Here is a 26,025-nt window from a genome sequence, read left to right as displayed (position 1 = left end):
CAGGCAGAGCCATATGGTATACTTTTTGTACGGAATCTAAGTGGAAAGGGGCTGCTTGCCACATGGAACTCTTATCCAATACACCATTGATGATCGCGTTGTTTGCGATTTTTTTCGCCCAGTTCGTTAAAATCCCGATTCAGTATGCGGTCACGCGTGAATTGAGTTGGGGTCTTTTCACTTCAACTGGCGGAATGCCGAGTTCCCATTCTGCCGCTGTTACCTCTCTGACAACCGCTGTCGCTTATGAGGCCGGCATTTCATCCACCGTATTCGCGGTATCCGCCTTATTTGCGGTAATTACGATGTATGACGCGACAGGCGTGCGTTTCCAGGCTGGGCAACAGGCATTGACCATTAACCGTTTGCGCCAGGATCTCAATAATTTCATGGAGGAAACACGCAAATGGCCATCGAAAAAAGAGGAAGAGAAAATCGAGGAACTCAAGACGCTGCTCGGCCATAAACCGAGTGAAGTGTTCATGGGGGCGCTGACTGGAATCGCGCTGTCCGTTATCTTCTACAGCATGCTATAGAAAAAGCCGGTCCGCAAACGCGGCCCGGCTTTTTCTATCAGCGGCATCAAAACATTTGATAGCCCATCTTGCGCAATATTTTCATGACGATCCCGGAAGTGACAGCGCCGAGGAACCCGGCCGTCAGTACGGCAATATCGCTGCCTGTCAAGGATTGGATCGTCTCCCCGAGCATCGAAAAGGACTCGCCCGGTGCCGTAAAGTAATCAAACACGCCAACATCATCGATGACGAGCAAAATGACCACAGGGTATACAACCGCCATCAGCCACGTCATGCGCAGCAGCATGTTCAGTAAAAAGCCGATGCCGAAAAACATCACGTAAAAAAGCAGGATGGAAATGATTAATTGGACAATAGTAAATGAACTGTTCATGGACTCTAACCTCCGTTATTCCTTTCCTCAGTTTACCCGAAAGGCAAAGCCCTTTCAATGCGGAGAAACAGTATTCATGACTTTGTCACACAAGCTCCTTCCACATAAAAAAGAGCGGCTATTGCAGCCGCTCTTTCATGTTTTGCAGTTTATTTGTTTTTCCCGGATCCTGAACAGCAGGAGCACGTTTCGGAGCCGCCCAACCGTAATTGGAAATATCCTTGGCCCGCGCAGTATGGGCAATGGTTGCCAGTTGCTCTTTTCTTGAAGACTGTCATTCGAAACACCTCCTATGTCGTTTTAATATTCTGATAATTGGTAATATATCACGTATCGCAAATCACCGCAAATGAAAAAGGCCATTTGTAAACGGATACAAATGGCCTTTTCTCGATTATTCTCATTTATTCTCTGTTATCCTTTATTATTCAAAATTATCTGTTAATTATCATTCACTCCCTATGGCGGAAAAATAATTTATAATCGGTGTAGCCAAATATATGGCCGGGATCTACATCCTCAATCGGCTCAAGCCCTTCCTCCACTATGTATGAAGCCATTTCATGTAGCATCACCGAAGCATCCCCATCACTTGATAAGTCTTCAGGGGAGCGCCATGCAGCTTCGTAGAGCTCGTCTTGCTGCGCCAGAATGGGTTGGTTTACCTGTAACGGGCGCAGTAAGAACACCCCCATGTTATCGCTGACTCTCCCTTTGATGACTCCCGAACGAAAACCGATCATTCCGATCAAGTCACAGTCAATGCCGGTTTCTTCTTTCACTTCCCTCAAGGCCGCTTGGTCGATTGTTTCGTCTTTCTCGACAAATCCTGCAGGCAGCGACCATTTCCCATGCAGCCCGCCATAACGCTTCTTGACGACGAGCCACTCATTGTTTTGATTGACGACCAGCCCTGCAGCGCCGAGCCAGACATCTCCCCTTTTACTTTTTGACATGGCTCCTCCTCCTCGCGATGTGAAAAAAAGCCCCCCGTACCGGGAGGCTTTCATTGTTATAGTACGTTAAATTTACCTTTTTTCAAGACAAGGCCGGCTCCACCGATCATGTACAAGGCGCGGTTGTCGATCATTTTCTTCATGAAGGACGCTCGTTTGCCTGTCACTTTCTTGCCGAAGACAACGCCGATCGCATCTTCATCGCCAAGTGAGCAGACAGTTCCTTTCAAGTCAGGAACAAATTCTTCTGTCGACCCTTCACCTGCAAGCGCCTTGATGTTTTTCGCAATGCGCTCGCCTTGCTGCATCGCAATTTGTGCAGTCGGCGGGTATGGGCGATTCGTTTCTTCGTTGATCATCAATGCGCAGTCCCCGACGATGAATACATCGGAATAACCTGGTGCACGCATGTCTTTTTCGACTTTGACGCGTGCGCGCATGCTTTCGATCGATGTTTCCTCGATCAAGCGATTGCCGCGGACACCCGCTGCCCAGACGACTGTGCCGGCATGGATGAATTCAAACTCATCATCGTTCTTCTTGATCTTCACGCCTTCAGGAGTCGCTTCCACTACTGGCGTTCCGATAGAAAATTCGATGCCTTTCGCTTGAAGATGGCCGACTGCATAGTCTACCAATTCCGGATCGAATCCTGGCAAGACCATCGGTGCAGCTTCTACACAGATAACCCGTACTTTTTCACGCGGCACGTCATACTCTTTACAAAGTTCAGGTACGCGGTTCGCAAGTTCCCCAAGGAATTCAATCCCTGTGAAACCGGCTCCACCGACAACAATGGTCAAGCGGCTGTCGTTCTTCACTTCTTCAGTGGACCATGTCGCAAATTGGAATTCGATGTGCTCGCGGATGTAACGCGCAGCCTTTACATTGGCGATCGACAACGCATACGTGTCGAGGCCTTCGATTCCGAATGTTTCCCCTTCAAAACCAAGTCCGATGACCAGGTAATCGTATGTGAACTCCCCGTTGTCAGTCGTGACTTTCTTGCTGTCTACGTCGATGCCTTCGACAGTGGCTTGAACAAAGTTCACTTTGCCGGTATCGATGACATCTTTGATATCGTAGCGCACTTGTTCCGGTAGCAATGTACCTGCTGCCGCTTCATGTAGCCATGTGCTTTCATAATGATATTCGTTTTTGTTGATGAGCGTAATGTCCGCAGCGTCTGTCCCAAATTCTTTCTGCAAGTTCACTACAGTGGTCAATCCACCATAGCCTGCACCTAATACTAATATTGACGGTCTTTTCAACACAATCGCAACCACCTTCAAGTCATTTTATGTACCGGAAATAATGAAACAGATTCCAGTAAACACCTATCCTCTATATTAGCCCTTTTACAAATGCTTTTCAACAGTTGAATGCCCTTACATGAGATGCGCGATAAAAGGGAAAATTGAAAAAACCCGCTTTTTTGACAAAGCGGGTCAAGTCATCAGCAATTTTCAGGCGTCCCTGCTTTTTTTGCGGTGCGGAAGCTGGTTCCGCAGCCACACGAAGCAATCGCATTCGGGTTGTCGATCGTGAACCCGCCGCCCATCAAGGATTGCTTATAATCCACGATAGTGCCTTGAAGGATCGGCGCATCTTCTTTATTGATCAAGATGCGGATACCGTGCTGTTCATATTGATCGTCCGTATCAGAAGCTTCCTGCTCGAAACCCATGCCATATGTCAGGCCACTGCAGCCGCCGCCTTTTACAGCTACACGCAGAAAAGATCCTTCCTCTTCGTTATGGCGCATCATTTCCTTCACTTGGAAAGAAGCGGCTTCTGTAATTTCTACAACTTGTGTCATCTACGTTCACCCTTTCTTTTCCATTTTGCCACCCGTATGGCGGACATAAAAAGGGACCTGCGAAAGGCCCCTGGATATTAAAAGACTTGTTCCACTTCAACGACGCCAGGAACTTCCTCGACAAGCGCGCGTTCAATGCCCGCTTTCAATGTGATGGTTGAACTTGGGCAGCTGCCGCAAGCGCCCAGTAGGCGGAGCTTCACGATCCCGTCCTCTACATCCACCAATTCACAGTCTCCCCCGTCGCGCAAAAGGAATGGCCGCAATTTATCTAAGACTTCCATTACTTGATCTTCCATCATAGCTTCAGTCATTTCTATCGACTCCTTTCATTACAATCATTATAATGTGAATAAGCATAAAAAGCCAATAATGAATTTCCAGGAGGCCATTAATCATGACAAAAATCCCGAACATCGAAGTTTACGGTACCGACCAGATCTGCGCCAGCTGTGTAAATGCCCCGTCGTCCAAGGATACGTATGAATGGCTTGAGGCGGCCATTTCGAGAAAATACAAAGGCCAGCCATTTTCAATAAGCTATATCGATATTGAGAAACCGCTGCAAGATGCCAAACGGCAGGAATACGCGGAGCGCATCTTGGAAGATGAATTTTTCTACCCGCTCGTGTTGATTGAAGGCGAAGTCGTTGGCGAAGGTTATATCCAATTAAAGCCTGTCTATCAAGAACTCGAAAAACACGGCTTTTCCGCTGCAGAATAAAGAAAAAAGCGCTCCGGGGAGCGCTTTTTTCTTTACCCATTATGCCATTTATACATCCACAAGACGCCTGATTTCATCAAACGCGCAATGCGTCCGGTGACAGTGCGGTCGGCGAGGTAGGCGAATCCTTGTTTTTTCCCAAGCGACCCGAGGAAGCCTTTCAGCTTGATCTCCGGCATCGTTTCAGGCAATGGCTCGCCTTTCCATTTGGTGCGCAGCACTTTGACGATCTGTTCGGCTTGTTCTTCTGCGAGTTGTGCAGAAGGCGCCATCGGAAGTGCTGCACAATCGCCTACGACATAGACATTTTCATCGTTCGGCAATTGGTGGTATTGGTTGATGATGACACGCCCGCTGTTGTCGCTTTCCAGATTCAAATCACGAACCGGCTTGACCGGCTGGATCCCTGCCGTCCAGACGACTGCATCGACTGGAATCGTTTCCTCATGGTTATACAGAAGATTCGGTTCCACTTTCGTGATATTCGAATTGGAGACGACATCGACATTGTTGTTTTCGAACCATTTCTTGACGAAGTTGCTGAGACGTTCCGGGAAGTCGCGCAAAATTCGCGGGCTACGGTCAAATAGCTTGATCTTCAGATCACTGCGGCTTTCGCGCAATTCACTGGCGAGTTCGATGCCGCTGAGCCCTGCACCGACGACGCCTACAGTCGCGCCGGACTTCAATCCAAGCAAGGCTTCATAGGTTTTCCGCGAGTTGCCGATGGTCTGGATGCTGTACGTGAATTCATCTGCCCCAGGAACGCCGTGGTATTTGTCGATGCAACCGAGTCCGATGATCAATTCATCGTACGCAATGCGCTGTCCGTCTTCTAAGAAGATGCATTTCTCCTCAAGCCCGATTTCCCGTATTTCGCCATTGACGATTTTCAGGCGTTCGTGCTCCGGGAACGGGACGCGCACTTCCTGGTCGGATTCGGTTCCTGCAGCCAGGGCGTAAAATTCAGTTTTCATGCTGTGGAAAGGTGTGCGGTCAATCAGGATGATTTCCATGTCCTGCGGGAAGTTATTCGGCAAGAGCCGAAGCAAGACCCGCATATTGCCGTAGCCGCCACCTAGTAAGACTAATTTCTTCATATAATTCTCCTTTAGCCCGTCATTCTGCTATTGATTCCAAATATGAGTATAGCTGATTGTGATAACTTTCACAATCATTTCCGGACAAAATCAATTAATTGACGATTGGCAGGAAACACGATAGGATTTCCTAGTAGTGAGGTGAGCTGGAATGAACCCGATAATTGAATTTTGCATGAGCAATCTTGCCAATGGTTCTGAAGAGTCTTTTGCAAAATTAGAACAGGACCCGAACCTGGACGTGCTCGAATATGGCTGTTTAAGCTATTGCAGCCAATGTGCCGAATCGCTCTTTGCACTTGTGAATGGAGAAATCGTGGAAGCGGACAGCCCTGAAGAGCTGACCAAGAAAATATATGAGTTCATTGAAGAAAACCCTTTGTTTTAAGCCGCCTTTTGGACGGCTTTTTTTAATGCTCCCAAAAACCCAGGTTCTCAAGCATGTGTGTTGCAGGCTGGTCTTTTTGCATAACCGCATCCATCGGGGTCACGCCAGTATTCACATGGACCGTGTCGATACCAAAGCGGATTCCCGCCTGGATATCGGTATCGTAATTATCCCCGATCATCACCATTTCCTCTTTCTCGAAGCCCCATTCATGCTGGATGGTTTCGAGCATATGGATTTCCGGCTTTCCGATGAAGACCGGGTCCACATCTGTCGCTTTTGACACCACGGCCGTTATGGCCCCGTTTCCCGGTAGAAACCCTTCTTCCGACGGGAATGCCAAGTCCTGGTTGGTCGACAAGAATACTGCCCCCTTTTGGACTTCAAGGCAAGCGCGTGAAAGTTTCGCATAAGTGATTTGCGGATCGAGTCCCATCAAAACGATATCCGCCTGCTTTTCAACACACGCGATCCCTTCCGCATCAAGCGCTTCCTGAAGGCCTTCCGAGCCGATCAAGTAGACGGTGCGGCCGGGATACCAGCGTTTGATGTATTTCGCTGCCGCAACTGCCGAAGACATGATGCGTGACTTATCCGCAACGACCCCGACTCGCCACAATTTTTCATGCAATTGCCCAAGTGTTTTGGAAGCGTTATTCGTAATGTAAAAAGCTTCGATGCCCTGTTCTTGCAAGCGGCTGACAAATTGGGCAGCGGCTTCCACCGGCGCCTCTCCCCGGTAAACCGTTCCATCCAGATCCAGGCAATAGGCTTTGTAGCGCTTAATTTTTTCCATTGTTGTTCTCCGGGATGAACGCAGAGACCGGGCCAAGTTCGTGTTCAAGATAATGGGCCACTTTCGGCCCGAATTGTTTCAAACTATCCAAATGGGCATCCATTACCCGTGTAATCTCTGAGTGGTCGACCGCAATGAATTCGCGCACCAGCATCTTACGCAGGCCGACGAGCTCTTTCAAGGGCTGGTCCATTCCTTCAGTGATCACTTTTTCATCCACGAGTATATCGATGATGTCTTCGTAACTACCCGGATCGCGCATGATAAAACCATCGATCATGGAATTTCCGACGTCGATTACCGCTTCGATCGCCCCCAAAGCAAGGCGTTCCAGAGCCAATTGGTCTTTCAGTGAATTCCACTCGCCGTTCTCTTCATACAGAGCGATAAGCGCATCCATGTATGTGATGGCTTTCTTGATTTTTCCACGGTCGATAAAATACATATTGAGTCCCTCCATTTTGCTGATGCTCGCTGATGCGTTTCTTCTCTATCATATCATATGGGCACAAGAAAACCCCCGGCGGCTCAATCCGCCTCGGGGGGTTCCGGTTGTTCCTGCACTTCTGGTTCCGGCGCTTTCCCAGCCTTTTTCAAGACGAAATAAGAGCATCCGAAATTGCAGTATTCGTATAAATAATCCTGGAGCGTGCTGATCTTCGTATCATAGCTTGCCTTGTTATTGCTATCCTCAAAAAACCCCTTCAGGCGAAGCTGTCCGTATCCCCAGTCGCCCAGGATGTAATCATATTTGGCCAGAATATCGCTGTACCTGTTCTGGATTGCTTCTTCCTGAAACCCTCCGCGATGATCCTCGATCACCTCGTAGTTCCACTTTTCAATCGTGATCAATATCCTCACCATCCATACCTAGTAATGACAAAAGCCTGAGCCTGCATCATTCTGCTGTGAATCCTGCTTCAAATGTATCACACCAAGGCTGGATGGACAAGCTGCGCTATCATCCCATCGATAAACAAAAAAACCTCCGGCAGCCGCCTGCCAGAGGTTTTCCATATCATCCTAAGTCTTCTGCTTTGGTTGTTTTGCTCGATCTCACAGCATGGAAAATGCTCGCTGCAAGCCCTCCCCAGAGGAGGATCATACCGATAATCATGACTACAATCGCGCTAACTGACATGTCGATCCCTCCTTATTCTTTTTCGCGTACCGGATGCTCGGAATGCTCATCATAATAACGATAGTTTTTATGCCACTTGCCGAGCGAGAACAAGATGCCGAAGAGCAGGGCGCCCGCTGCGACGGCTACACCGCCGAACAATGTGAACATATTGGAATACCCTTCATAGTTCCCGGTTTCCGTTTCGAATTGCTGGAAGATGTTCAAACGAAGCAAGCCGAACATCATGTATCCGAGAACGATCGGAGTGATGACACCGAGGCTGAACTTCCACCAGCCGCCAAGCCGGATATCGGAAATTGCATTGGCATGATCCTGCAAATGCTTAGTTTTACGCAAGACCCAAACGACCATGATGACTTCAACCAGCCCAAGAGCTGCCACACCGAATTGATTGATGAAGTAATCGATGATGTCCAGGAAAAACAAGCCGCCCTGTGTCGCAAAAAGAATCGAAATTAAGGCTGCAAGCCCGCCGCCGAATGCAACTGCTTTGCGGCGCGAGATACCGAACTTCTCGGTGAACCCTGCAACATAGGTCTCTGTAATCGACATGAGTGATGTGAGTCCTGCAAGTGTCAATGACAGGAAGAACAAGAAGCCAAAGAGGCCGTTGAGCCCTGGAAATTCATTGATGATCGCCGGGAACACAACGAATGCCAGCCCGACGCCCGCAGATGCAACATCTGCCACTTCTACGCCTGATTGCGTCGCCATGAAACCAAGTACCGCAAACACCCCGATACCAGCAAGGAGCTCGAAACTTGAGTTCGCAAACCCGGTAATGAACGCATTGTTGGTGACATCGGATTTCTTCGGCAAATAACTGGAATAAGTGATCATAATCGCAAAAGCAATCGATAAACTGAAGAAAATGTGCCCATAGGCCGCAACCCATACAGTCGGGTCCATGATGGCTTCAAAGTTAGGCTTGAAGAACGCATCGAGCCCCAGCATTGCGCCATCAAGTGTGACGGCCCGGATGACAATAATCAGGAAAATAATGACTAATGCCGGGATAAATACCCGGTTGGCCATTTCAATTCCTTTTTTCACTCCGGCAAGCAAAATGCCAAGCGTGATGATCCATACGATCGCTAATGGAATGAATATCCCCCAGACGATCCCCCCTGTCTCGCCTGGTGATACAGTCAACTGGAGAAAGTCATTGAATAAGAAGCCTTCCGTGTCCTCTCCCCACGCCTGATTGAATGAGAATAAAGTGTAACGCATTGCCCACGCAATAATGACCGCATAATAAACGGAGATGACGAACGATACAAAAATCGCCCACCAGCCCATCCATTCAGCCTTCTTGCCGCTCATCCTAAAGAAGGATAGCGGGGCTGAGCCGCGAAAACGGTGACCGATCGAGAACTCCATGATCAATATCGGGATACCGGCAGTCAATAATGCGAATAAATAAGGTATAAAAAATGCTCCCCCACCATTTTCATAAGCTACATACGGGAATCGCCAAATATTCCCCAACCCTACTGCTGAACCGACCGCCGCCATGATGAAGCCGGCTCTCGTTCCCCATGTAGAACGCTCCATTTCTCTTCCCCCTTTGTTGGTAACTTCCATTTTTTTAACAGAAAAATAGGAAGTTTGTTTATATTCAGATTATTTTAGAATATAAATTCAGTATAACTAGGACCATGTTTAAAGTAAAGATAATTTCTGAAAATTTATGAAGAAAACTATTATAGTAATAATAAAAAGGCGGAGATAAACTATCTCCGCCTTTCAAATCTTAGTTATGTCCATGCTTTTCCATTGGGGTTGTGCGTTTAGACCATAAAACGAATAGTATTGCGAGTACAATAGCTACCGCCCCAGAGCGATCGGCAGGGATCCGGTGAACCCTATGACGATATACCCTACTGCTGCAATCGCTGCAGAGGTCAATGCATAAGGAAGCTGTGTCACGACGTGGTCCATATGGTTGCTTCCTGCTCCCGTCGACGACAGGATGGTCGTATCCGAGATCGGTGAACAATGGTCCCCGAACACTGCCCCTGCCAAGACTGCAGACAAGGAAGCGAGCAAGAGTTCAGGTTCCGCCTGGATCATGATCGTCCCGGCAATCGGCAGCAAGATCCCGAAAGACCCCCATGAGGTGCCCGTGGAAAAAGCCATGACGCCAGCAAGCAAGAACAACAGGACCGGCAGGACACTTGTCGGCACATTGCCGCGCGCGACGGCGTCAGCAAGATACGTACCGGTCTCCAAAGCACCGATCAAATACGTCAGCGACCAGGCGAATATCAAAATGAAGACAGCGCCAGCCATCGATTGGATGCCCGCCCAGATCCCTCTGGCGATCCAATGCGCTTCAGCCGCTTCGTTGCGCTTGATCTGCAATGCATAAAGGATGATCGCTGCAAGGGCACCGATGATTCCGCCTGTGATCAAGGACAATGGAACATCGGTGTTTTCAAAGATGAGCCAAATATCGAATACTTCCCCGGCGTTTACATATCCTGTCCATATCATCGCCGAGACCGTTCCCGCAATCAATAGCAGGATCGGCAACAGCAAATCACGGACGCGGCCATGCGAGTGACTCGGGAAATCTTCTTTCATTTCACCGGGGATCACTTTATCCGGATTGAATAACTGGCCTTCCGTAATCGCCAAACGCTCATGTTTTTTCATTTCCCCGAAGTCCACATCACGGATGGCGACGAAGAACACGATGGCCAGTGCCGCGATGACGTAAAAGTTCATCGGTGCCATCCAGAGGAACGCTTCCAGCGCAGAATAATCCAGGAAGGTCTGTCCAGCGAGGATTGTCCCGATGATGCCGATGATCGCCGCTCCCCAGCTCGATACGGGGGACACGACACAGATCGGGGCAGCGGTCGAATCGATGAAATAGGCAAGCTTCGCACGCGAAACTTTATAGCGGTCCGTAATCGGCCGGGCGACTTGCCCAACCGCCAAAGCGTTGAAATAATCGTCGATGAAGATCAAGATGCCGAGTAATACAGTCACTATTTTTGCACCGCGGCGTGTCTTCACACGGGCGGATGCCCAGTCGGCAAACGCGTGGCTGCCCCCTGACAAACTGACAAATGCGGTAATGACCCCGAGCAACAATAAGAACAAAATGATGAACACATTGTAAGCATTAAAGCCCCCATCCCAAAAAATCACCGCAAACGACGTGAACAATTCGTTCACCGCGGATACCGGCGAGAACGAGGTCAAGATCAGCGCCGCTGCCACAATGCCCACACCGAGCGACAGCAATACACGCCGCGTCAACAGCACCATCGCAATCGCGATAATCGGCGGCAGTATCGAAAAGATCGTATTTTCCATAATTAGATTCCTCCTATTCATTTTGATGGTAAGGCCTAGACCAAAAAAGCCGGCTTATCCAATGGATAAACCGGCTTCCTACAATTCGTCTGTGTGCACAAGCATCAAACAACCCTGTAGCTCTCCATCTGCAATTTGCTGCAAATGACAGTGGCATCCCTGTTCGAAATGCCCCCAATCGCCGCCCCTTGACCCGGAGACGGAAATTTCGGCAAGCTCCCCTTTCGAATGCGGTCAACGCGGTCAAACTCGCACATTCTACTGATGAAGGCTGCAGCCTCTACCCATCGATATCTAATTCATACAAAATCATAGCCCAAAAAGGCCTTAAAATCAACTAACAGTCCATTTTGAATGTTCCTTCTATTTAACGGTTTTCATGCGGAAATAATCACTGAAGACATCACGCAGGAATTCCGGCATGAAATAGCTCTTCGGCGCACGTTTCAAGGCAGGGAAAAAATAGCCGAACGTGAACAAGTCGAGCGTCGCTAACCGGTAAACGCGATCCGGTTCGGCAGGCTGCCCCCCGACGAGCAATTGATGATCATGCATGGCCAAACCATTATGGATCATGCGGCCGAACACCGCTCCCCGGAATCCCATCCCTTTCAGTTCGAGCTGCGGCCAGTCCTCATTCAATGACTGAAGGTAAATTTCCTTCAACTCTGCACCGCTAAGATCGATGACGCACGGATTGATCGGATGCGGCAGCATGCGGTGGAAGTCATAGCGTGTCATTTCCCCCGGGGCATATCCTCCATGAATATCCCGGCATTGAACAACCCGCAATCCGCCGATGCGAAGGAAACCAGTGCATCGCCAAACAGCTCTGCCATCGTAGAAGGCTTGAACCATTCAGCTTTCAAATGATGTTCGTTAAAAAATACGGTTTCAGCCATTTGTTGCTTGCCGACGCCAACCAAGTGTTCATTGAACCCTTCATCGGCTTCAGGCAGCTGATCGGTCTCGACCACTTCCGCCGTCATCTTGCGTGACGCTATATCGATTTCAATATGGCCGATATAATAGCCGAACTTTCCGGCAGCACCGAGCAATGTTCCACCGATTTCTTTTCCTTGGTGAAAGAGGTGATGGGTATGGGCCCCGAGGATGATGTCGAGTTCGGGACATTCCGCTGCCAACAGCTCATCCTCCCTGATTCCAAGATGGGACATGCAGATGAGGAAATCGACCGAGTGGCGCATTTTGGCCGCTTCCCGTTTGATGGCTTCCCGGCCACTCGTCACTTCCCAGCCCAGGCGCCGATAAAACGGGGTGAATTCGGCTGTTGCAGCGATCAGCCCGATTTTCGTGCCATCTGTCGTCTCGATGATTTGGCTCGGGCTTGCCCACTCCGGTTGCCTGCCGTCCAGATTCACTAGATTAGCGACCACGACGGAAAAATCAGCCTGCACATATAATTCGTCCAGCTCCGCTTTGGATAGGGTGATGCCTTCATTATTGCCGATAGTGACGGCATCGTAGCCCGCTTCATTGAGCAGCTGGACATTGCCTTTACCAGCCGTTCCTTCGGTGAAAGGATGGGAGCGGTCAACGTGGTCGCCGATATCAAGCACTAAACATATATCCCCCGCTTCCTCGTGCCAGCGCCTGCGCTCCGTCAGGAAGGATTGGATGCGGGGCCAATGTGCAAAATGGCTATGCAAATCGTTTGTATGATAAATATGGATGGTTTCACTCATGTCAAACACCTCATTATGAACTGAAAATTCCTTCGTAAATCGAACGGAGGCCAAGTAATAATAACGCTAACCGCAGCACGACAACCAGCGTCTCGGATTTAATGCTGCGGTTCAGCTTCGCCCCGATTTTCGCACCGATATATGCAGATGGGATGATGGCTACCGTATAGATCCACGGCACATTGCCGAGCGAGATATGCGTGATGGAATTGACGATGGCAGATAAAAAGACCATCAGCATCGATGTGCCAACCGCGACATGCGGGGGAAATAAAAACAGCAAAATCATGGCAGGCACCAGGATCGAACCGCCACCGATGCCGAACAGCCCGGATGCGAAGCCGATGAAAAAGGTCAGGGCAAGCGCAAACCATACGGGATAGCCGTAAACATATTCTTTATCGGCTTTGCGGTCATAAAAGCTTTGCTTTTTGCCATTATTCACAAACCAGCTTACCGCGTTCAGGCGATCCCTCAACAATAGAAGGAGCGACAAGAATACCAACAGCAGGCCGAAGTATAATTGAAAAGAGGGGATATCTAGGCTGCGGTTGACGAAAGCGCCCACAATCGTCCCTGGCGCGCTGCCAAGAAAGAAGATAAAGCCGCTCCGGTAATCGACAGTTTTGACTTTCATATAGGCAAGCGTCGACGACAAGCCCGTAAAGATCATCATGACGACCGACAGCCCGACAATTTCTTGAGGGGATAAGTCCGGGAATGTGCTGACGGAAGAGCTTAGGAACAGCAGCGCCGGCACCAAGATGACGCCCCCGCCAAGACCGATGAGTGCACCGACGATCCCTGAAGCCAGTCCCGCCAGCAGAAGGATTAGGAAGATCATCAAAACCCGCCTTCGAACAGGTCAAGCTGCTTCGGGGACAGTCCCTCGAAACGCAAGTTGTTCAGTTCCTGGAATTCTTTCGCATCGCCTGCTGCATGCCCGCCTGAATTATTGTTGAAGATGACATAGACTATTTCTGCCTGCTGTTCGAGGCGCTTCACGGCGGCGCTGATCTCTTCCAATTCCGTACGGTTGTAATCATACAGATAACGGACTTCCCGCCACTTTTCGGCATTCCCTGGATTCAACCAGCCATGGACATTACGCCCATGCAGGCGCAGCAGTACTTTATCTTTGCGGCTTGACTCTGGGACGAGCGGAATCGACCCATCCCCCGCCTGCGGCTCATCGCAGACCGAATGGATCAATCCATGCGTATGGAGAAATTCCAGCGTTTTTTCTTTCATGCCGTTTGCATACCAGGATTGATGGCGAAATTCGATAGCTAAGTCAAACTCCTGCAGTTCCGAAATAATCGAGCGGATTTCATCGACATGTTCTTTCTGGCAGTCGAACCAAGGCGGAAATTGCAATAGCACCATTGCCAACTTCCCCGCTTCTTTAAGCGGCCTGACAGACAATCGATATGCTTCGAACATTTCTTCGCGGCTGGAAAACGGGTTTTCACCACGTTGATGTCCTGTCATGCCTTGATATGCCTTTACGACAAATTGAAAATTGTCCGGCGTCTCCCGAATCCACTTGCTGATGTTGCGCTCGGGCTGGACTGCATAGAATGAGGAATCCAGTTCCACAATCGGAAAATGCGCACTGTAATCGATCAATTTATCCTTTTGTTTCGAACCGGGGCTATAGACATCCGGATGGTCCCCCAGCCCGTCAATCCAACATAAATCATCGTCCTGCCTCCATTTTCGTTATTATTTTATGATAGCATAGAAAAAAACAGCCGTCCTTTTTGGGCTTCGCGCAGTAAATGCTGTATCCACTAAACATTCTCTGCCTGCATTATTTCTACCAAAAGGACTTTGTGATTCAGGAGGTTTCAGCGAATAAGCATGATTGGCCCCCTTCGAGTTGGCATTATATGCAATTCGGTCATGGCTACAGGCAAAGCGGCTAATCAGGCAGCATGAACGAACATGAAAAAATAAGCTTCGGCAAACCTATACGGATGCCAAAGCTTATTTTTTCATTAGGTTTCAGAATCTCAGAATAAACCTCCGAGCCCGCCTCCACCGATCTTGGATTTTGCAAGGTCCATTAATTCGTTTTTTTCGTTTTCATCAATCTTGCCGTCATCGTACGCTTGCTTGACTTGAGTGATAATTTCTTTTGCTTCACTCATATCGGCATTGCTGATTTTCTCTTTTAAGGCGTCAAAAGTCTGGCTCATCAGAAAAAACCTCCTTTTATATTTCCTACACCTTTTGTATACCCTCTCAAAAAACATTAAAACGAAATATCTGCAGTCCACGAAATAAGGGGCTTCATAACGGCAAAAAATCCCCGGCATTTTCATGCCGGGGATTGATGGATTGATTAACCGATTGAACCTTCCATCTCGAACTTGATGAGACGGTTCATTTCCACTGCGTACTCCATCGGCAATTCTTTTGTGAATGGCTCGATGAAGCCCATGACGATCATTTCTGTCGCTTCCTGCTCAGAAACGCCGCGGCTCATCAGGTAGAACAATTGCTCTTCAGAGACCTTGGATACTTTCGCTTCGTGTTCAAGCGAAACGTTGTCGTTCATGATCTCGTTGTAAGGAATTGTGTCGGATGTCGACTGGTTATCCATGATCAATGTATCGCATTCGATGTTCGAACGTGCGCCGTCCGCTTTGCGGCCGAAATGCACGATTCCGCGGTAAGAAACTTTCCCGCCTTGCTTCGAAATCGACTTGGAGACGATTGATGATGACGTATTCGGCGCCAAATGGATCATTTTCGCGCCTGCGTCCTGGTGCTGGCCTTTGCCGGCGATGGCGATCGACAATGTCATGCCGCGTGCCCCTTCGCCTTTAAGGAAGACTGCAGGGTATTTCATCGTCAATTTTGAACCGATGTTGCCATCGATCCATTCCATCGTGCCGTTCGCGTCAACGAAAGCACGCTTTGTCACCAAGTTATAGACATTGTTTGCCCAGTTTTGGATCGTTGTGTAACGGCAATAAGCATCTTTTTTCACGATGATTTCAACTACAGCAGAGTGCAGTGAGTTCGTCGTGTAGACCGGTGCTGTACAGCCCTCTACATAATGGACGCTCGCGCCTTCATCAACGATGATCAAGGTACGCTCGAATTGCCCCATGTTTTCCGAATTGATACGGAAATAGGCTTGAAGCGGGGATTCCACTTTAATGCCTTTTGGTACGTAAATGAATGACCCGCCTGACCAAACCGCAGTATTCAATGCGGCAAACTTATTATCGGCTGCTGGAATGACGGTCTGGAAGTTTTCTCTGAAGAGGTCTTCGTTTTCACGAAGGGCCGCATCCGTGTCTTTAAAGATGATGCCCATCTCTTCAAGGTCTTCTTTCATGTTGTGGTAGACCACTTCGGATTCGTACTGAGCGGAAACACCCGCAAGGTATTTCTGTTCCGCTTCAGGAATTCCAAGTTTGTCAAACGTGCGCTTGATTTCTTCAGGAACTTCATCCCATGAAGTCTGGCTCGCTTCAGAAGGTTTGACGTAATACGTGATTTCGTCAAAATCCAGTGAGTTCAAATCTCCGCCCCATTGCGGCATTGGCATGGAATAGAATAGTTTCAACGCTTTCAAGCGTGACTCGAGCATCCATTCCGGTTCTTCCTTGATCTTCGAAATTTCTCTGACAATGTCTTCCGTCAGACCGCGTTTGGATCTGAAGATGGAGACATCCTTGTCATGGAACCCATATTTATAATCTCCGATTTCCGGCATTTTTTTCGCCATCGTCGTTCCTCCGTTCTCTGTTACGATTTTTCTTCGTCGTGTACACCTTTTTCCATGGCTTTCCACGCTAAGGTCGCGCATTTGATACGCGCCGGGAATTTGGAAACACCTTGCAATGCTTCAATATCCCCAAGGTCCACTGAATCGTCGTACTCTTTGCCCAGCATCATGTCCGAAAAGATTCCAGACAGCTTCAATGCCGTGTCCACGTCTTTGCCTTTGACGGCTTGCGTCATCATGGAGGCAGATGCCATGGAAATCGAGCAGCCTTCCCCGTCGAATTTGGCGTCTTTGACGATGCCATCTTCCACTTGCAGCGTCAATTGGATCCGGTCGCCGCAAGTCGGGTTGTTCATCTCGATATTGACACTGTCCTGTTCAAGCGTCCCCTTGTTGCGGGGCGTCTTGTAGTGGTCCATGATCACTTGCCGATATAATTGATCTAAGTTATTAAAAGACATCGCTAAAATACTCCTTTGCAGAACGCAAGCCTTCCACGAGGCGATCGATATCCGATTCGTCATTGTACAGATAGAAGCTTGCGCGTGCTGTCGCTGTCACATTAAGCCATTTCATCAATGGCTGTGCGCAGTGGTGGCCTGCGCGGACAGCGATGCCGCTCATATCGAGCACAGTCGCCACATCATGCGGATGGACTTCTTTCAAATTGAAAGTGACGATCCCTGCACGTTTCGCCGGGTCTTCCGGGCCATAGATCTCAAGCCCTTCAATCGCCGACATCTTGTCCATCGCGATGGCTGCCATATGGTGCTCGTGTTTTTCGATTGCATCCAGCCCGATTTCCTCCAGGAAGTCGATGGCTGCAGCCAGGCCGACTGCCCCGGCAATGATCGGTGTACCGCCTTCAAATTTCCACGGCAGCTCTTTCCATGTCGAATCGTATAATCCGACAAAGTCGATCATCTCTCCGCCGAACTCGACAGGCTCCATGGCTTCAAGCAATTGCTTTTTGCCATACAAGACGCCGATTCCGGTTGGGCCGACCATTTTATGGCCGGAAAATGCGAAGAAGTCGCAATCCAGATCCTGGACATCGATTTTCAAGTGAGGCGCAGCTTGTGCTCCGTCCACAACCATGACCGCGCCATGTTCGTGGGCGATTTTCGCCACTTCCTTCACCGGGTTCATCGTGCCGAGCACATTGGATACGTAAACCATCGACACGATTTTCGTCCGGTCGGTAATGGCCGCTCGGACGTTTTCAAGCGAGATGGTCCCATCTTCTTCAAGTTCGATGTATTTCAGGACAGCGCCGCGTTCTTTTGCCAGCTGCTGCCAAGGAATGATGTTCGAATGATGTTCCATATACGTGATGACAATCTCATCGCCTTCTTCCACATTGGCACGCCCATAACTTTGGGCGACCAAGTTGATTGCGGTCGTTGTGCCGCGCAGAAAAACGATTTCCTGTGTCGAATTCGCATTGATGAATTGCTGCACTTTCTCGCGGGCGCCTTCATATTTCTCTGTCGCCCGGTTGCCGAGCGTGTGGACGCCGCGGTGGACATTGGAATTGTCTGACCCATAATATTCTTTCAGCGCCTCGATGACCGGTGTCGGCTTCTGTGAAGTCGCCGCACTGTCTAAATAGACGAGTGGATGTCCATTGATTTCCTGCTTGAGTATCGGGAAATAGCTTTTGATCTCTGGATTCATTAGCGGACTTTCCTTTCGATAACCTCCGTCAATTGCTTTTTAACGCCTTCGATTGGCAACACGTTTACAACCGGTGCCAGGAAGCCGTGAATAACAAGACGTTCAGCTTCTTGTTTTGTAATGCCTCGGCTCATCAAATAATACAATTGAACCGGATCGACGCGGCCGACCGACGCCGCATGCCCTGCTGTCACATCATCTTCATCGATCAAGAGGATCGGGTTTGCATCGCCGCGTGCTTTCGGGCTCAACATGAGAACGCGTGATTCCTGTTCTGCGTTAGCTTTCGTCGCGCCGTGTTCGATTTTGCCGATGCCATTGAAGATAGAGGAGGCCGAATCTTTCATGACGCCATGCTTCAAGATCTGCCCATCGGAGTTTTTGCCCCAATGGATGACTTGTGTCGTGAAGTTCTGCTTTTGCGCACCTCTGCCGACTACTACTGTTTTCGTATCGCCGACTGAATTGTCGCCGATTAGGAAAGTCGTGTTATCGGAAATTGTATCGCTGTCGTTCATCAGCCCGAGCGCCCATTCGATGCGTGCATCACGCTGTGCGACTCCGCGGCGGTTCACGTAAGCCGTAAATCCTTCAGCGAGCACATCCACTGCGCCGTACGTGACTTGAGCGTTGTCTTCTGCAAAGACTTCGGAAACGATATTCGCCTGGCCTTTTGCTTTAGCCACGGTGGAAATATAGTTCTCGACATATGTGACAGCACTGCTCTTGTCCGCCACGATCAATGCATGGTTGAACAGCGACGCTTCGTCGTTGTCGTGAAGGAAGACTGCTTGGACCGGGTCTTCGATGACGACATTTTTCGGGACATAAAGGAAAATCCCGCCGTTCAGCAATGCTGCATGAAGTGCAGTCAGTTTGTGCTCTTCCGCTTTGACCGCTTCTGTCATGAAGTATTTAGCGACCAATTCACCGTGTTCACGGATTGCTGTTTGGATATCCGTCAGAATGACGCCTTGTTTTTTCAGGTTTTCGTCCAAAGAGACGAAAGCCGGCGTATTGTTGTGCTGGATATACAGGTTTTTTTGTTCCAAATCGACAATTGATTTCACTTGTTCAGGCAACTCGTCCAACGAAGAGTAAGTCGAGCTTTCTACAGTATGTGCCGGGAAATCGGTGAAATTCCAATTGATGATTTTCGTTTTATCCGGTTTTGGGAGCGGCAACGCTTCGGCAGCAGCCAAAGCCTGTACGCGCAAATTCGTAAATTCTTCTGGTTCTGAGTGCGAAGCCGAGAAGGAGCGTACATCCTGCTCGGTCATCGTTAATTTTGTTTCAACCGTCACGTTAGTCTCTCCTTCCAATTATGCTTCTTGTCCGACAGTCTCGTCTTCGATGCCGAGTTCCGCCTTGATCCAGTCATAGCCTTCCGCTTCCAGTTTATGCGCAAGCTCAGGGCCTCCGGATTTTACGACGCGGCCTTGCATCATGACATGGACATGGTCAGGCGTGATGTAGTTCAACAGGCGTTGGTAGTGGGTGATGATCAAGCAGCCGAAGTTCTCGCCTTTCATTTGGTTAACGCCGTCGGATACGACTTTCAATGCGTCGATATCGAGACCGGAGTCGATTTCGTCAAGTACGGTGAATGTCGGTTTGATCATCATCATCTGAAGGATTTCGTTGCGTTTCTTCTCGCCGCCTGAGAAGCCTTCGTTCAAGTAACGCTGTGCCATGTCCTGGTCCATCGCAAGAGTTTCCATCTTGCTGTCCAGTTCACGGATGAATTTCATCAATGAAACTTCGTCGCCTTCTTCACGGCGGGCGTTCATCGCAGAGCGCATGAAGTCGGCATTGGTGACGCCAGAAATTTCACTTGGGTATTGCATAGCCAAGAAGAGGCCTGCACGTGCACGTTCGTCGACTTCCATCGCCAAAACGTCTTCCCCGTCCAATTCGATCGTACCTTGTGTCACTTCATATTTTGGATGCCCCATGATAGCTGACGCCAAGGTGGATTTCCCTGTACCGTTCGGCCCCATGATGGCATGGATTTCGCTTGTATTGAGAGTTAAGTTTACACCTTTTAAAATCTCTTTTCCTTCGATTTCAACGTGTAGATCTTTAATGACCAAAGTTGACATGTAAATACCTCCATAATGTTATTGAAGAATGCCTCGCACTCTTAATTAGTATCATTCTAATCTTAACTTATATTCACTTTAGTAGCAAATGTTAAAACCGGCTCAATTTCTTCGACAAAAACCATTTTGAAATCCGTATTTCCTGCTGTCGATGCGCAATAACCGGAGTGCCCCGCTAATTCCCTTCATTTTCAATAAAGTTGGGCTAAATGAGAATTCATTTCAATAAAGCGCACTCCGAATACTAGGTTGCCACTTGCCAGACATAGAAAAACCGGACAGAGGGATTCCTCTGTCCGGCAGCTTCATTTCATGATCGGGTATATATGGATCGGTTATCTATTGCTATTCGCGGTGCGCTTGGCGCTCGATCTGTGCCGCAACCGTCTGGCCTTGGCGATAATCCTGCTCGCGGCGCTTTTCAACTTCAAGGATTTTTTGCGGGTCATTTTGGTATTCGTTCAGTCCGTACCCGTGTACGTCTCTGAATGCCTGTTCCATTTTTTCCGTCTTTTCAATACCTTGAGAATCGATAATAAACCATTCCTTTCGAGTTTTCGTATTTTACTTTTTAAAGTATACCCGACTTTCAATGGATTAAACAAGTTGAATAATCTAATTTATCTGAAAATGAACATATCGTCATAGTTTTTGGGAATATATAGAAAAAGCCGCCCGTTTTACGGACAGCTCCCCCAATTTATTGACTTACTTCGTTGTAAAGGTTTGATGCAATCAAGCCGTTTTCTTCCAGTACTTTATTTAAAGCAGCGTCAGCTTCGGCAAACTTATCAGCAGCCGCCCCGAAATCAGGCGCATCCGTCTTAAGTTCTTTAATCTTCATCCCGTAAGATGCAGTGATCGAGTCCAGCGCACCGCTGATTTCTTCCTGATGTTCGCTTAGCGCGCCCGGGACTTCGATCGAGTCCACTGCTTGCATCGCTTGTTCAGCGGATGACATAGCGGCTTCTTTCATTTCCGAAAGTTCTTCTCCGGCTGGCAAGGCGTCTTCGGATTGGGCAATTTCAAACTCGTTCAATTGCGCGTCTACTTTATTTATATCTTTTGAAACGGAGAGGTAAAATTGCATCAATTGGCTTTTGATGCTTTCTTTGCCCGTCTCCATTGTAGCGGAGCCAGAAGTTGTTTCAGTTGTATCAGTCGATTGTTCGGTTCCACATGCCGCAAGCAACAAGGCAGCAGATATACCGAGGATGGTGATTTTTTTCATGTTCGTGCCTCCTGATTTTCATATCCAGCATATGATAGCACAGCCCGTTTTATCCGTATAGAGAGCAGAAAAAAGCCGGAATTCATTGAATTCCGGCATAATTCATGCTTTTTGTGATGGAGTGAAACGGTCGACGATATTCGCCAAGGCCCCGTCTCCAGTTACATTGGCTGCAGTCCCGAAACTATCTTGCGCCATATACAAGGCAATCATCAAAGCGACCATCGTCTCGTCGAAGCCAAGCATTACTTCCAGCAACCCGATCGCTGCCATGACCGCGCCGCCTGGAACGCCGGGAGCTGCGATCATTGTCACGCCGAGCATGAGAATGAACGGGAAGAAACTGCCGAATGAGGGGGACTGCCCAGTCAATAAAATCACGCCGATCGCACAAGTTACGAGCGTGATGGTACTGCCCGATAAATGGATCGTTGCGAACAATGGAACCGTGAAATCTGCCACACGTTCTTTGACGCCTGTTTTACGTGCTTGGCGCAAAGTGACTGGAATGGTAGCTGCTGAAGACTGTGTGCCGAGTGCCGTAAAGTATGCCGGAAGCATCGTCCGGATCAAAGCGAACGGGTTTTTCTTTCTCAATACACCAGCCGTGGTGTACTGGCCAGTGAGCATGGTCCAATGCAAAATGATGATCAAGATGAAGACCACCGCGAACAATGAAAGGATCTCCATTACTGCCCCGCCGTAAGCCATGTTCGCAAAAATACCGAAAATGTGGAATGGCAATAGGGGAATTATGATGTATGAAATAACTTTTTCAATGATTTCTTGGAATTCTTCGAAGAACGCCGCCATCGTCTTGCTCCCTGTAGAAGCCATGCCGATACCGAGCAGGAATGCTAAGATCAAGGCGCTCATCACCCCAAACAATTGTGGGATTTCCAAGTCGATAAAACTCGAAGCAAGCGCATTCGCCGGATCATCCAAATTGTTGAGCGACCCGCCTTCCATCAAATTCGGCAATATTGAGGATGCCACGATAAATGCCAAAATGCCTGCCACGATTGTGGATAAGTAGGCGACAGCTGTCGCAAGCCCCAATAATTTCCCGGATCCTTTTCCGAGCTTTGCAATGCCTGGTGCAATAAATCCAAGAATGATTAATGGCACGATAAAATTCAAGAACCCGCCGAAAATTCCCGTGAACGTAGCAAAGACACGCACGAGCGCTTCTGGCGCCACTGAGCCGATGAGTACGCCAAGCACGATGGCCAGCACAATCCGCGGCAGCAAACCGAATTGAAATTTCATGATCTTGTCCTCCCTGTGTAAACAGTTGTTTATTGGTTATTATGTGAAATTACCATAGTTTTCGAAAAGCTAATAGCTTTTTATTAAAACACGTAATATTTTTATTATTCCGAAAAAATAACCAATATTGATAGTGCTCCGCTCTTCTGTTTAATACACCATCAACAAAAAGCCGGTTCTTTCCTTAATAAGGAAAGAACCGGCTGATAATTATCAACCCTTCCGACCGGGCTGCATGAGCCACAAGGCAGGAAATGCTTTCTCTGCCTGTGGCCTATTCGACTTCTTATTGTTCAACGGGAACGATCGCGCCATTCCACTCTTCAAGGATGAAGTCTTGGATTTCCTGCGAGGTCAATACATCGACAAGCGCTTGGATATTTTCATTTTCTTCGTCTCCAGCTTGGACAGCAATGATGTTCGCATAAGGCGAATCAGAGCTCTCTAGCGCAATCGCGTCTTCCATAGGGTTCAATCCTGCATCGATCGCGTAGTTGGAGTTGATCAATACTGCATCACCTTCACCTGATTCGTACATTTGCACAAGAAGTGCCGCTTCGTATTCTGTATCGAATTGAAGGTTTTTCTCGTTTTCTACGATATCGTCAACTTCCGCGCTCGTTTTTTCAACGCCTTCTTCCAAGGCAATCAAGCCTTCCGCTTCAAGCATCGCCAGAATACGGCCATGGTCAGCGACTGAATTGCTCATGAGGATCGTTGCATTTTCAGGAAGTTCCTCCAAAGATGAATACTCTTTAGAATAAACGCCGATCGGCTCGATATGGATGCCGCCCGCACTTACGAAGTCATAGCCATGGTCGGCAATTTGCGATTCCAAATAAGGTGTGTGCTGGAAATAGTTAGCGTCCAGGTCACCGGATTCAAGATCCTGGTTCGGCAGGATATAATCCTGGTACGTTTCGATTTCAAGTTCGATACCCTGCTCTTCAAGGAGCGGTTTGGCTTCCTCCAGAATCTGGGCGTGGGGCACGTTGGATGCCCCGACCGTCAATGTGCTCGTTTCCCCTTCCTGAGCCCCGCCATTGCCGCTTTCTTCTTCTGCGCCACAAGCCGACAAAGCCAGTACTGCTGCAAATGAACCGAATACTAATTTTTTCATTACAAAATTCCCCTTTTCTTCTATAAGATGTAGTTTTTTAACTCAAGGGCAATGATCGCCCGTTTCAAATAAATCGGCCATACCGTAATGATGTTCAGCGCTTATCCGCTTTCCCGGTCAAAAAGTCCCCGATAAACTGAACGGCGAAAACGATGACCAAGATTGCGATAGTCGCCATCAGCGTGACATCTTCCCGGCTTCTTTGGAAGCCATCCAGGAATGCCAGTGTGCCAAGCCCACCGGCCCCGATGATGCCTGCCATGGCCGTGTAGCCCACTAAAGCAATGGCAGTAACGGTGATTCCAGAGATCAATGCCGGTTTGGATTCCGGCAACAAGACTTTACGGATGATTGTCCAAGTCGTCGCTCCCATCGAACGAGCCGCCTCGATGACGCCTTTGTCAATTTCTTTCAAGGCAATCAATACCATGCGTGCATAGAAGGGGGCAGCGCCGATGATCAATGCCGGCAGCGCCGCATTCGGCCCCCGGATCGACCCGATCATGAATTTCGTGAACGGGATCAACAAGATGATCAGGATGATGAACGGAATTGAACGGAAAATATTGACGAATGCGCCAGTCAGCCAATTGACGATCTTGTTGGCCCATAATTGATGGGGGCGGTCAGGAATAAAATGACCCGAGCACGAGCCCGATAATGAATGTAAAAAGTGTGGACATTGCCGTCATGTAAATCGTTTCCAATGTCGCTTCCCACATATCCTGCCAGTCAACGTTCGGGAATAAAGTTTCAAGCATCGCCCATCACCTCCGTCTGTACATCATGGGCACCGAGGAAGGCTAACGCCTTCGCGGTTTCATCCGCTGCGCCTTTCAATTGAAGGATCAGCGTCCCGTATGCCCCGCGCTGGGTGTGGGAGATATTGCCGTGGACGATATTGACTTCCACCGCATGCTCGCGGATCAGCTGGGTCAGGATCGGCTGCTCTGCCTGGTCCCCGACGAAGATCAATTTGACCAATTGCCCTTCCGGATATTGTTCACGTAAATGACGGACAGTCTCTGCCGAATCTTCCGTCTCGGTCACTTGGGCGACAAAGCGCTTCGTGATGTCTTCCTTTGGATGCTGGAAGACATTCAGCACTTCGCCAAGCTCGACGACGCGCCCGCCTTCCATAACAGCTACGCGGTGGCAAATCTTCCGGATAACGTGCATTTCGTGGGTGATCAGCACGATCGTCAAGCCGAGGCGTTTATTGATATCGACCAGCAAATCCAAAATCGCATCGGTCGTTTGCGGGTCGAGCGCCGATGTCGCCTCATCGCAAAGTAAGACTTCCGGGTCATTGGCGAGCGCCCGGGCGATACCGACGCGCTGCTTCTGCCCGCCGGATAGCTGAGAAGGGTACGCATTCTCGCGCCCTTCCAAGCCAACCAATTCAATCAATTCCGCTGAACGTTTGCGGCGCTCTTCTTTTTCCACTCCCGCGATCTCGAGTGGGAATTCGATGTTTTCACGGACTGTCCGTGACCATAGCAAATTGAAATGCTGGAAGATCATGCTGACCTTCTGGCGGGCTTTCCGGAGCTTAGGTCCCGAAATCGCCGTGATGTTCTGGCCGTTGATCTCAACGGAACCTTCGCTCGGCTTTTCCAGGCCATTCAGCAGGCGGATCAAAGTACTTTTCCCCGCTCCACTATAGCCGATGATGCCAAAAATCTCGCCTGCCGGCACTGTCAAATCGACATGGTCGACAGCCGTCAAGCGTGCTTTGCCGGTGTCGAATACTTTCGTCAATCCTTTTAACTCAATCATGGTTGGGCACTCTCCTAAATCTTTTGCTAATAAAAAAGCCTTCCTGCTCAGATAAGCAGAAAGGCGCATGTGTAAACACAATAAACCGTTCTCTCATCTTTCAAAGTTTCCACTTTGAGTGACTTGGCACCATTTCATTTTCATGACGGTTGCCGGGCTTCATCGGGCACTTCCCTCCACCTCTCTTTATAAGAGTTACGCTATTAAGTTAATTTCAGAAATTAAATTTA

General features: G+C 48.8%; 28 protein-coding genes, 4 pseudogenes and 2 riboswitches. Of the genes and pseudogenes, 3 read left to right on the top strand and 29 right to left on the bottom strand.

The features are described from left to right. Positions 1-62 precede the first annotated feature (62 nt). Complete coding sequence (locus BBI15_RS06135; RefSeq protein ID WP_068868771.1) at positions 63-536, top strand: divergent PAP2 family protein; 474 nt, start codon at positions 63-65, stop codon at positions 534-536. A gap of 46 nt (positions 537-582) precedes the next feature. Here the strand turns inward: BBI15_RS06135 and BBI15_RS06130 are convergent, their stop codons facing one another. From BBI15_RS06130 to BBI15_RS06110, 6 genes and pseudogenes are all read right to left on the bottom strand, one after another. Next, entirely contained in the window at positions 583-912 is a 330-nt protein-coding gene (locus tag BBI15_RS06130) for a YuiB family protein (RefSeq protein WP_068868770.1), read from the bottom strand. Positions 913-1,061: 149 nt separating this feature from the next. Then, positions 1,062-1,190 carry a YuiA family protein gene (locus tag BBI15_RS16540; RefSeq protein ID WP_167358030.1) on the bottom strand — a complete coding sequence of 43 codons (129 nt, stop codon included), beginning with the start codon at positions 1,188-1,190 and terminating at the stop codon, positions 1,062-1,064. 174 nt (positions 1,191-1,364) lie between these two features. Next, positions 1,365-1,868 carry an NUDIX domain-containing protein gene (locus BBI15_RS06125; protein WP_068868769.1) on the bottom strand — a complete coding sequence of 168 codons (504 nt, stop codon included), beginning with the start codon at positions 1,866-1,868 and terminating at the stop codon, positions 1,365-1,367. Positions 1,869-1,924: 56 nt separating this feature from the next. Beyond that, complete coding sequence (locus BBI15_RS06120) at positions 1,925-3,139, bottom strand: NAD(P)/FAD-dependent oxidoreductase (protein ID WP_068872527.1); 1,215 nt, start codon at positions 3,137-3,139, stop codon at positions 1,925-1,927. Between the two features lie 185 nt (positions 3,140-3,324). Continuing rightward, the gene (locus tag BBI15_RS06115; protein WP_068868768.1) at positions 3,325-3,687 is read right to left on the bottom strand and encodes a HesB/IscA family protein; all 363 of its coding nucleotides are present in this window, start codon (positions 3,685-3,687) and stop codon (positions 3,325-3,327) included. Positions 3,688-3,764: 77 nt separating this feature from the next. Next, a pseudogene (locus tag BBI15_RS06110) lies at positions 3,765-4,057 on the bottom strand (NifU family protein). A gap of 27 nt (positions 4,058-4,084) precedes the next feature. Here BBI15_RS06110 and BBI15_RS06105 point away from each other — a divergent pair. Beyond that, positions 4,085-4,411 (top strand): YuzD family protein, encoded by a 327-nt coding sequence (locus BBI15_RS06105; protein ID WP_068868767.1) that lies wholly within the window; start codon positions 4,085-4,087, stop codon positions 4,409-4,411. Between the two features lie 32 nt (positions 4,412-4,443). Here BBI15_RS06105 and BBI15_RS06100 read toward each other — a convergent pair whose 3' ends face one another. Continuing rightward, the gene (locus BBI15_RS06100; RefSeq protein WP_068868766.1) at positions 4,444-5,511 is read right to left on the bottom strand and encodes an NAD(P)/FAD-dependent oxidoreductase; all 1,068 of its coding nucleotides are present in this window, start codon (positions 5,509-5,511) and stop codon (positions 4,444-4,446) included. Between the two features lie 151 nt (positions 5,512-5,662). Here BBI15_RS06100 and BBI15_RS06095 point away from each other — a divergent pair, with 151 nt between their 5' ends. After that, entirely contained in the window at positions 5,663-5,899 is a 237-nt protein-coding gene (locus tag BBI15_RS06095; protein ID WP_068868765.1) for a YuzB family protein, read from the top strand. A gap of 22 nt (positions 5,900-5,921) precedes the next feature. Here the strand turns inward: BBI15_RS06095 and BBI15_RS06090 are convergent, their stop codons facing one another. The 22 genes and pseudogenes from BBI15_RS06090 to BBI15_RS06000 form a co-directional block, all read right to left on the bottom strand. Further along, the gene (locus BBI15_RS06090) at positions 5,922-6,695 is read right to left on the bottom strand and encodes a TIGR01457 family HAD-type hydrolase (RefSeq protein WP_084632771.1); all 774 of its coding nucleotides are present in this window, start codon (positions 6,693-6,695) and stop codon (positions 5,922-5,924) included. Continuing rightward, the gene (locus tag BBI15_RS06085) at positions 6,682-7,140 is read right to left on the bottom strand and encodes a DUF86 domain-containing protein (protein ID WP_068868764.1); all 459 of its coding nucleotides are present in this window, start codon (positions 7,138-7,140) and stop codon (positions 6,682-6,684) included. The genes BBI15_RS06090 and BBI15_RS06085 overlap by 14 nt, the downstream gene beginning before the upstream one ends. Positions 7,141-7,223: 83 nt before the next feature. Beyond that, positions 7,224-7,547, bottom strand: coding sequence for a YutD family protein (locus tag BBI15_RS06080; protein WP_068868763.1), 324 nt, complete (start codon positions 7,545-7,547; stop codon positions 7,224-7,226). Between the two features lie 166 nt (positions 7,548-7,713). Then, the gene (locus BBI15_RS16405; RefSeq protein ID WP_157101632.1) at positions 7,714-7,836 is read right to left on the bottom strand and encodes a MetS family NSS transporter small subunit; all 123 of its coding nucleotides are present in this window, start codon (positions 7,834-7,836) and stop codon (positions 7,714-7,716) included. 12 nt (positions 7,837-7,848) lie between these two features. Then, positions 7,849-9,393: a sodium-dependent transporter gene (locus BBI15_RS06075; RefSeq protein WP_068868762.1), complete on the bottom strand. Its 1,545-nt coding sequence runs from the start codon at positions 9,391-9,393 to the stop codon at positions 7,849-7,851. A gap of 199 nt (positions 9,394-9,592) precedes the next feature. Then, positions 9,593-11,166 (bottom strand): annotated as a pseudogene (locus BBI15_RS06070) (Na+/H+ antiporter NhaC family protein). 109 nt (positions 11,167-11,275) lie between these two features. Beyond that, positions 11,276-11,457: riboswitch (Lysine riboswitch) on the bottom strand. Between the two features lie 72 nt (positions 11,458-11,529). Beyond that, positions 11,530-11,907, bottom strand: a complete 378-nt coding sequence (locus BBI15_RS16775; RefSeq protein ID WP_335645706.1) for a bifunctional UDP-sugar hydrolase/5'-nucleotidase — start codon at positions 11,905-11,907, stop codon at positions 11,530-11,532. After that, entirely contained in the window at positions 11,904-12,872 is a 969-nt protein-coding gene (locus tag BBI15_RS06065) for a bifunctional metallophosphatase/5'-nucleotidase (protein WP_335645705.1), read from the bottom strand. The genes BBI15_RS16775 and BBI15_RS06065 overlap by 4 nt, the downstream gene beginning before the upstream one ends. 13 nt (positions 12,873-12,885) lie before the next feature. Then, positions 12,886-13,716, bottom strand: coding sequence for a sulfite exporter TauE/SafE family protein (locus tag BBI15_RS06060; protein WP_068868761.1), 831 nt, complete (start codon positions 13,714-13,716; stop codon positions 12,886-12,888). After that, positions 13,716-14,575: pseudogene (locus tag BBI15_RS06055) on the bottom strand (DUF72 domain-containing protein). The gene BBI15_RS06060 and the pseudogene BBI15_RS06055 overlap by 1 nt, the downstream one beginning before the upstream one ends. Before the next feature lie 312 nt (positions 14,576-14,887). Further along, entirely contained in the window at positions 14,888-15,073 is a 186-nt protein-coding gene (locus tag BBI15_RS06050; RefSeq protein ID WP_068868760.1) for a hypothetical protein, read from the bottom strand. Positions 15,074-15,219: 146 nt separating this feature from the next. Next, positions 15,220-16,617 carry a Fe-S cluster assembly protein SufB gene (gene sufB / locus BBI15_RS06045; RefSeq protein WP_068868759.1) on the bottom strand — a complete coding sequence of 466 codons (1,398 nt, stop codon included), beginning with the start codon at positions 16,615-16,617 and terminating at the stop codon, positions 15,220-15,222. Positions 16,618-16,637: 20 nt separating this feature from the next. Beyond that, entirely contained in the window at positions 16,638-17,078 is a 441-nt protein-coding gene (gene sufU / locus BBI15_RS06040) for a Fe-S cluster assembly sulfur transfer protein SufU (protein WP_068868758.1), read from the bottom strand. Next, a complete protein-coding gene (locus BBI15_RS06035; protein ID WP_068868757.1) occupies positions 17,068-18,294 on the bottom strand; it encodes a cysteine desulfurase in 1,227 nt (408 codons plus the stop codon). Before BBI15_RS06035 ends, sufU begins: the two co-directional genes overlap by 11 nt. After that, entirely contained in the window at positions 18,294-19,598 is a 1,305-nt protein-coding gene (sufD, locus tag BBI15_RS06030) for a Fe-S cluster assembly protein SufD (protein ID WP_068868756.1), read from the bottom strand. The genes BBI15_RS06035 and sufD overlap by 1 nt, the downstream gene beginning before the upstream one ends. Before the next feature lie 18 nt (positions 19,599-19,616). Then, the gene (sufC, locus tag BBI15_RS06025) at positions 19,617-20,396 is read right to left on the bottom strand and encodes a Fe-S cluster assembly ATPase SufC (protein ID WP_068868755.1); all 780 of its coding nucleotides are present in this window, start codon (positions 20,394-20,396) and stop codon (positions 19,617-19,619) included. 345 nt (positions 20,397-20,741) lie between these two features. Continuing rightward, positions 20,742-20,897, bottom strand: a complete 156-nt coding sequence (locus BBI15_RS16535; RefSeq protein WP_167358029.1) for a YuzK family famiily protein — start codon at positions 20,895-20,897, stop codon at positions 20,742-20,744. Positions 20,898-21,096: 199 nt separating this feature from the next. Further along, entirely contained in the window at positions 21,097-21,627 is a 531-nt protein-coding gene (locus BBI15_RS06020) for a hypothetical protein (protein ID WP_068868754.1), read from the bottom strand. A 102-nt stretch (positions 21,628-21,729) separates the two neighbouring features. Beyond that, complete coding sequence (locus BBI15_RS06015) at positions 21,730-22,896, bottom strand: dicarboxylate/amino acid:cation symporter (protein WP_068868753.1); 1,167 nt, start codon at positions 22,894-22,896, stop codon at positions 21,730-21,732. Positions 22,897-23,182: 286 nt separating this feature from the next. Beyond that, positions 23,183-24,016 carry a MetQ/NlpA family ABC transporter substrate-binding protein gene (locus BBI15_RS06010; RefSeq protein WP_068868752.1) on the bottom strand — a complete coding sequence of 278 codons (834 nt, stop codon included), beginning with the start codon at positions 24,014-24,016 and terminating at the stop codon, positions 23,183-23,185. 94 nt (positions 24,017-24,110) lie between these two features. After that, a pseudogene (locus BBI15_RS06005) lies at positions 24,111-24,777 on the bottom strand (methionine ABC transporter permease). After that, positions 24,770-25,795, bottom strand: a complete 1,026-nt coding sequence (locus BBI15_RS06000; protein WP_068868751.1) for a methionine ABC transporter ATP-binding protein — start codon at positions 25,793-25,795, stop codon at positions 24,770-24,772. The pseudogene BBI15_RS06005 and the gene BBI15_RS06000 overlap by 8 nt, the downstream one beginning before the upstream one ends. Positions 25,796-25,885: 90 nt before the next feature. Beyond that, a riboswitch (SAM riboswitch) is annotated at positions 25,886-25,990 on the bottom strand. Between the last annotated feature and the right edge of the window lie 35 nt (positions 25,991-26,025).

Source organism: Planococcus plakortidis, assembly GCF_001687605.2.
Classification (GTDB): domain Bacteria; phylum Bacillota; class Bacilli; order Bacillales_A; family Planococcaceae; genus Planococcus; species Planococcus plakortidis.
This window is presented reverse-complemented; position numbering and strand designations above follow the sequence as displayed.

What these genes read in the sequence shown, in the direction of transcription:
- BBI15_RS06135 (WP_068868771.1), top strand. Translation starts at nt 63, where the DNA reads ATGGAACTCTTATCCAATACACCATTGATGATCGCGTTGTTTGCGATT.
- BBI15_RS06130 (WP_068868770.1), bottom strand. Translation starts at nt 912, where the DNA reads ATGAACAGTTCATTTACTATTGTCCAATTAATCATTTCCATCCTGCTT.
- BBI15_RS16540 (WP_167358030.1), bottom strand. Translation starts at nt 1,190, where the DNA reads ATGACAGTCTTCAAGAAAAGAGCAACTGGCAACCATTGCCCATACTGC.
- BBI15_RS06125 (WP_068868769.1), bottom strand. Translation starts at nt 1,868, where the DNA reads ATGTCAAAAAGTAAAAGGGGAGATGTCTGGCTCGGCGCTGCAGGGCTG.
- BBI15_RS06115 (WP_068868768.1), bottom strand. Translation starts at nt 3,687, where the DNA reads ATGACACAAGTTGTAGAAATTACAGAAGCCGCTTCTTTCCAAGTGAAG.
- BBI15_RS06105 (WP_068868767.1), top strand. Translation starts at nt 4,085, where the DNA reads ATGACAAAAATCCCGAACATCGAAGTTTACGGTACCGACCAGATCTGC.
- BBI15_RS06100 (WP_068868766.1), bottom strand. Translation starts at nt 5,511, where the DNA reads ATGAAGAAATTAGTCTTACTAGGTGGCGGCTACGGCAATATGCGGGTC.
- BBI15_RS06095 (WP_068868765.1), top strand. Translation starts at nt 5,663, where the DNA reads ATGAACCCGATAATTGAATTTTGCATGAGCAATCTTGCCAATGGTTCT.
- BBI15_RS06090 (WP_084632771.1), bottom strand. Translation starts at nt 6,695, where the DNA reads ATGGAAAAAATTAAGCGCTACAAAGCCTATTGCCTGGATCTGGATGGA.
- BBI15_RS06085 (WP_068868764.1), bottom strand. Translation starts at nt 7,140, where the DNA reads ATGTATTTTATCGACCGTGGAAAAATCAAGAAAGCCATCACATACATG.
- BBI15_RS16405 (WP_157101632.1), bottom strand. Translation starts at nt 7,836, where the DNA reads ATGTCAGTTAGCGCGATTGTAGTCATGATTATCGGTATGATCCTCCTC.
- BBI15_RS06075 (WP_068868762.1), bottom strand. Translation starts at nt 9,393, where the DNA reads ATGGAGCGTTCTACATGGGGAACGAGAGCCGGCTTCATCATGGCGGCG.
- BBI15_RS16775 (WP_335645706.1), bottom strand. Translation starts at nt 11,907, where the DNA reads ATGACACGCTATGACTTCCACCGCATGCTGCCGCATCCGATCAATCCG.
- BBI15_RS06065 (WP_335645705.1), bottom strand. Translation starts at nt 12,872, where the DNA reads ATGAGTGAAACCATCCATATTTATCATACAAACGATTTGCATAGCCAT.
- BBI15_RS06060 (WP_068868761.1), bottom strand. Translation starts at nt 13,716, where the DNA reads ATGATCTTCCTAATCCTTCTGCTGGCGGGACTGGCTTCAGGGATCGTC.
- BBI15_RS06050 (WP_068868760.1), bottom strand. Translation starts at nt 15,073, where the DNA reads ATGAGCCAGACTTTTGACGCCTTAAAAGAGAAAATCAGCAATGCCGAT.
- sufB (WP_068868759.1), bottom strand. Translation starts at nt 16,617, where the DNA reads ATGGCGAAAAAAATGCCGGAAATCGGAGATTATAAATATGGGTTCCAT.
- sufU (WP_068868758.1), bottom strand. Translation starts at nt 17,078, where the DNA reads ATGTCTTTTAATAACTTAGATCAATTATATCGGCAAGTGATCATGGAC.
- BBI15_RS06035 (WP_068868757.1), bottom strand. Translation starts at nt 18,294, where the DNA reads ATGAATCCAGAGATCAAAAGCTATTTCCCGATACTCAAGCAGGAAATC.
- sufC (WP_068868755.1), bottom strand. Translation starts at nt 20,396, where the DNA reads ATGTCAACTTTGGTCATTAAAGATCTACACGTTGAAATCGAAGGAAAA.
- BBI15_RS16535 (WP_167358029.1), bottom strand. Translation starts at nt 20,897, where the DNA reads ATGGAACAGGCATTCAGAGACGTACACGGGTACGGACTGAACGAATAC.
- BBI15_RS06020 (WP_068868754.1), bottom strand. Translation starts at nt 21,627, where the DNA reads ATGAAAAAAATCACCATCCTCGGTATATCTGCTGCCTTGTTGCTTGCG.
- BBI15_RS06015 (WP_068868753.1), bottom strand. Translation starts at nt 22,896, where the DNA reads ATGAAATTTCAATTCGGTTTGCTGCCGCGGATTGTGCTGGCCATCGTG.
- BBI15_RS06010 (WP_068868752.1), bottom strand. Translation starts at nt 24,016, where the DNA reads ATGAAAAAATTAGTATTCGGTTCATTTGCAGCAGTACTGGCTTTGTCG.
- BBI15_RS06000 (WP_068868751.1), bottom strand. Translation starts at nt 25,795, where the DNA reads ATGATTGAGTTAAAAGGATTGACGAAAGTATTCGACACCGGCAAAGCA.